This is a genomic window from Alicyclobacillus tolerans (assembly GCF_900142255.1).
Classification (GTDB): Bacteria; Bacillota; Bacilli; order Alicyclobacillales; family Alicyclobacillaceae; genus Alicyclobacillus_I; species Alicyclobacillus_I tolerans.
In genome coordinates this window covers 1-5146 of record NZ_FRAF01000046.1, presented here as the reverse complement: position 1 = coordinate 5146, position 5146 = coordinate 1, and the positions used below count along the sequence as shown (strand labels likewise).

Genomic DNA, 5146 nt, shown 5'->3' with positions numbered 1-5146 from the left:
GTCACCGCCGATTTCATCCCACAAAGGGTTTAATGCCCAAATGGAAGTTCCGATACGATAAGAAAACGGATTCGTACCTATGTCCAGAGAAACACCCACTTACTTACCGAACAACAACTCGTGAAGGCTACAGGGAGTACAAATCCGACCCAGAAATTTGCAAGGCATGTTCCATTCTGACTCAGTGTACACGCTCCCGCAACAAGCAAAAAGTTTTGGTACGACACGTTTGGGAGGATAGCAAAGAGAGGGTCCGAGAGAACCGATTAAGTAAATCTGGGAAACGCCTATACCGACTCCGAAAGCAAACCATTGAGCGAAGTTTTGCAGATGCGAAACAACTTCATGGATACAGATACGCGAGGTTCCGAGGCAGGGACAAGGTGCTCGAACAGGCACTGATGACCGCTGCCTGTCAGAACATGAAAAAAATCGCTCTTCACCTAGCAAAACGAGCTAGATGAAGAGCGATTCACATTTCCCATTGATACAAACCTGTGTAAATCGAACTACAAAGATATTGCTTGAATTGAAAAAGACCACTCGCAGTGGTCTTTCTCGACAGCCTGAGCGAAGATTCATCATCTTCGCTCCAGGATTTCGAGAATGTTTCTGTTTAAACCCTTCACATTTTCTGGTTGCTCTTTTCAATTAAAGCGAATTGTAGCGCTATACCTATATTCTGTCTATGAAATTCAGGATACACACACATACCATAGACATTTCCCTTGTTCGCAAGTATTTTTGGAGTCTGTTTTATTCAATAAAGTTAAAATTCTTTACAAGTTGAAGCAGTGAACAGTTGTCTGGAAAAAAAGCAAGCCAAGATCATTTGGATCCAGTGGCTTGCTTATTTATAGTTTTGTCTTCCTCTCAATTAATGTTTCACTGCACATCGATTTGGTCCAACTTCCAATTCTGCTTGTTCTTCCTTAGATGGATGTAATTGTCCACGATTGATAGCGATAATTGTCTCATGATTCGGCGGTGTCACACCGACATTGCCGACAGCGATTTTCACAAATTCCGTTTCATTTGTCATGTGCAACATTGGATTATTTTTTCTTACAGTAGACATTGATTCCCCAACATAGCCAGCAGTATTGATCTCTTGGAAATCAGAATAGTGGCCTGGAAGTACAATGACATCATCTGGTATAGCAGCAATTTTCGTTGTCACCGTTTCAAACATCTTGTGTGCCATCTCTTGAACATGTCCTTTTAAGTCAGAACGTCCTAATCCACTGATAAATAGCGTGTCCCCTGACAACAAATACTTGTCATCCACAAGCAAACTCATACTGCCAATGGTATGACCCGGAGTGTGTAAGCCAAACACTTTTATCTTTGCCTCTCCAAGCGTCAAAGTTTGTCCATCTTTGAGTGGTACAAAATTAAACGTGGCGCCTACTGTCTCCTCTGGCGAAATCCAATATTTCGCACCTGTTCGTTTGGCCAATTCATTTCCGCCAGAAATATGATCGGCATGCAAATGGGTATCAATAACATCTGTAATTTTAACACCCAATTGTTTCGCGAAGTCCTCGTAACGTTCTACATTGCGTCCAGCATCTACGATTATAGCTTGTTGACCGGAGGTTATAACGTAGGATAAACACCCTTTTGCTAAACGCATTATTTGATATATCGCATACTTTTCATTCTTTATCACGGTAACAGGCTCATAGAACTCTGACCAAGCACTCATACCTCCATCAAGGTAGGATGCCTGATATCCCTTCTCCTCTAACCACTCAGCAGCTTCCTGTGCAGAAATACCCCGTGCACAAACCGTGACCACTTCCTGTTGTTTGGGAATATCAGAAAAAGACTCTACCCCAAATTCTTTTAGTTTGCTATTTTGAATGTTAAGAGACCGTACTTTATCTCCCTGAATTCTCCACTCCTGATACGCGTTCGAGGGTCGCACATCGAGAATGACAACCCCTTGCTTTGAGTCCATCCTTTTCTTTAATTCTTCTACTGTAATTCTCTTTACCATGGACCTGACCTCCCTTGATTTTACGGCTGTATTCACAGAATCAACCTAGCTTAATATCTTGATATAAAATGAATCTCATAAGTTGAACTTCGCCTTAGCGACAGTATTTAAAGCTTTTCATATCATATAGTGCATTATTCCTTGCCCACATCACCTCCCGAATTCGTTTCCGAAGGCATGAGGGACTGAAGCCAACGATTCATCGTTCTCAGAGTATCAGATCGGCAAAAGTAATAATGCCAGACCCCTTTTTGTTGGTGGCCGACCAAACCAGCTTGTCGTAGAATGGCCAAATGCCGCGATATAGTGGATTGTGGTAATTTCAGCAACGCACTGAGATCTTGAACACATACACCATTAACCATTTCTCCATTTAGATAACAAAAGTATTGTTTCTCTCCAAGGATTTTTAAAAGGGATCGTCGAATCGGTTCCGCTAACGCTTTACAAACTGCATCAATATTCACGTTCCCCTCCATAAGTTCATTGGCATCGTCAAAGTTGTTTGGTAACATGAGTTAACCCACCTTTAGTAACCATTGTTCTTTTCTGTCATACGTTTAGCGAACGACGCGAGTGAGTCTCCTTCATTCGAAGAAGAACAATCAACATCGAAACAAGAACAATCACACCAATGAGATACAAGCTGTGCAGCATACCCATTAAGTGAATAGTAAAAGCAAGTAAAAGTCCGCCAATCGCATAGCCACCATCCCGCCATAAGCGATACACCCCAAGTACGCCTCCGCGCATTTCAGGCGGCGCAACATCGGCCACTGCAGAATTTAAATTAGGATAAAGCAATGCCATACCAAGTCCCATCACGGCTGCGGTAATGATCCACCCCATCAAGCTATGAACCAACCCAAATGCTAGAATGCCAAGTCCAAGTAGCGCCATACCTGTAACAATTGGCGGTTTCCTACCAATAATATCGGATAAGATTCCCGTCCCAAATTGTGCAAATCCCCAGACCACCGTGTAGGTGCCACCAATCAGTCCAATATTAACAATTGATACGTGTAACCCGGCAAGGAAAAGAGGGAGCATGGCCCAAACAAGTGTATCTGCAAGTTTGTTTACCAATCCCGCTTGGCTACAAGCGGAAAGTGTTGGATTAGCAATAGTGGTCGTCCACAGGATACGCCCCACACCTACTTTTGCAGGTTTCTCCGTTTTTACCTCCATACTCTTTAGCGATGATACATTGGCTTCTTTTATTACATGCCCACGCGTTTCTCGAATGATCAGCAAACTAGTACCTAGTCCAAAAAAAAGAACAAGTGCACCATACACAAATGGAGCCTGTAAAAGTCCATAATGGGTTGCAATAATTCCAGTTAGTGTTGTCGAAATCGCAACACCGATGTATCCGGTCGCTTCGTTAATACCCATCGCTAGTCCGCGTTGTTTCGGTCCGGCCAGATCGAGTTGTTGTGTGACAGTCATCGTCCATGCAAACGCTTGATTTGCTCCAAGAAAAACATTTGCAACAATAACTGCCGTCCAACTGTGAACAAATAGCAAGAGCAGGATCATGGGAATACCTAGTAGCCAACCAACAATAAGAATCGGACGTCTACCAAGTTTGTCAGAAAGGTGCCCTGCAACTAAATTGAGTACTGCTTTCGTAATACCGAAGGCAATAACAAAAGCAAAAATAATCGTTATTGAAGTAATGTGATATACGTTTTTACCCAGTAAAGGAACGACCGTTCGCTCTAATCCGACTGTCATCCCCACCAAAATCGTCATGAATACCAGCCAAAGGAACTGATACAAATTCGGCTTGATACCCAGTGCATGTTTCTGTGGATTCATGATGAACACCTCAATTCTTGTAATCTCTATACATATGCGAATCCGAATATCCGAATTTATGTATGCATTGTAGTCTTAAAGTGAGTATATGTCAACGCATTATTCTTATACTGTTTGCTTAACATGTACGACATCGTTCATCTCTTGTCAGCCAACATCATGAATTGTACAATAATTATATTCGTATATCCGTATTTACGAATTACTATAATCGTTAACACTATCAATCGTTAGTCCTATGTCATGGGTAGCGCGCGTAGTGATTGGAATAAACTAAGTAAGCGAGTCAATTCAGGAGGGGTGAAATCCAATGAGGCCTAACAAGATTTTCGCCTCAGAAGTATTCAACAAAATTCAAGAAAATCGGCCGTTTGACTTATTAGACTTGCGTTCTGTTGCTGAATTCATGAACGGATTCATCCCCTTTTCAATGAATCTACCTGAGTCAGAGCCTGATTTTCTTGTCAATCTGCGTAAAATTTGGCCTAATCCCCGCAATGTCGTAGTGATTACACTCAACTCTACAATTCCAGACCAAGTACAAAGTGCAATCCAAATAGTAGGTGGAAATCTCATCGGCTATTTGAATTATAATGAATGGACAGAGGGCGGTTATCCGATATTGACTCTAGAAGGCATTGAGATTGATGAACTATCGAAAGATTCCACTGTGCTCATTGATGTACGTACAGAGAGCGAATGGAAATCTAAACAAATTCCGAAATCTCTCAATGTACCTTTATTAGATTTAGAAAATATTTCTCGTAACCTGGACCATGGTCAGAACTACGTTGTATATTGTGCAGGCATTTATCGAGGATTAAACGGAGCTGCAAAGTTACGCTCAGAAGGATACAATGTCCGTTATTTTGCCAATGGACTGAACACTTGGTACGAACATGTTGTACAAGAGTGAGCCTAGCCTATAGGTCATAAAACTACATGTGACAAAATGGATAGCAAACTCAAATAAATCTACCATCCTCATCGAATTCTTTTCTAACCTAGAAAAAGGCGAAGCCTTAGCGGCCTCGCCCTCATTTCAACCACGCTTCCAGGTTCTTCGGCACCGCCAGACCGCCGTTGGGTGTATACCCTGCACCTTTGCCTGCCGCCACCGCTTTATCATAGAGCGTGACGATCTGTTTCATCCATGCTGGCGTGAGACCCCAGCCGTTGAAAAACCACTTGGGATAGTTGTACTCCGTCATCACATCCGGGATACTGTAGGTCGCCGTGCCATTCGGGAAGTGCAGTGTGACCACGGCGTTGATCTTCGTGTCGTCCTCCTGCACCACACTGTAATCCGGCGACAGGCTCCAC

6 protein-coding genes are annotated in these 5146 nt (G+C 42.7%); 2 read left to right on the top strand and 4 right to left on the bottom strand.

Translation table 11 applies throughout. The annotated features are described in order from the left end of the window. On the top strand, positions 1-464 hold a 464-nt coding region (locus BUA75_RS15080), incomplete at its 5' end, for a transposase (protein ID WP_207549790.1). Between the two features lie 413 nt (positions 465-877). On the opposite strand, the gene BUA75_RS15075 is transcribed toward BUA75_RS15080, so the two are convergent. From BUA75_RS15075 to BUA75_RS15065, 3 genes are all read right to left on the bottom strand, one after another. Next, positions 878-2002, bottom strand: a complete 1125-nt coding sequence (locus BUA75_RS15075) for an MBL fold metallo-hydrolase (protein WP_072875414.1) — start codon at positions 2000-2002, stop codon at positions 878-880. 134 nt (positions 2003-2136) lie between these two features. Further along, positions 2137-2517, bottom strand: a complete 381-nt coding sequence (locus BUA75_RS15070; protein ID WP_083574420.1) for an ArsR/SmtB family transcription factor — start codon at positions 2515-2517, stop codon at positions 2137-2139. Between the two features lie 37 nt (positions 2518-2554). Further along, on the bottom strand, positions 2555-3823 hold the full coding sequence (locus tag BUA75_RS15065) for an MFS transporter (RefSeq protein ID WP_072875412.1): 1269 nt from the start codon (positions 3821-3823) through the stop codon (positions 2555-2557). A 310-nt stretch (positions 3824-4133) separates the two neighbouring features. Between BUA75_RS15065 and BUA75_RS15060 the strand changes: the two genes are divergently transcribed. Continuing rightward, positions 4134-4739: a rhodanese-like domain-containing protein gene (locus BUA75_RS15060; RefSeq protein ID WP_072875411.1), complete on the top strand. Its 606-nt coding sequence runs from the start codon at positions 4134-4136 to the stop codon at positions 4737-4739. Positions 4740-4860: 121 nt separating this feature from the next. Here the strand turns inward: BUA75_RS15060 and BUA75_RS16010 are convergent. Further along, positions 4861-5146: hypothetical protein (locus tag BUA75_RS16010; RefSeq protein ID WP_165612051.1), on the bottom strand; the 286-nt coding region annotated here is incomplete at its 5' end.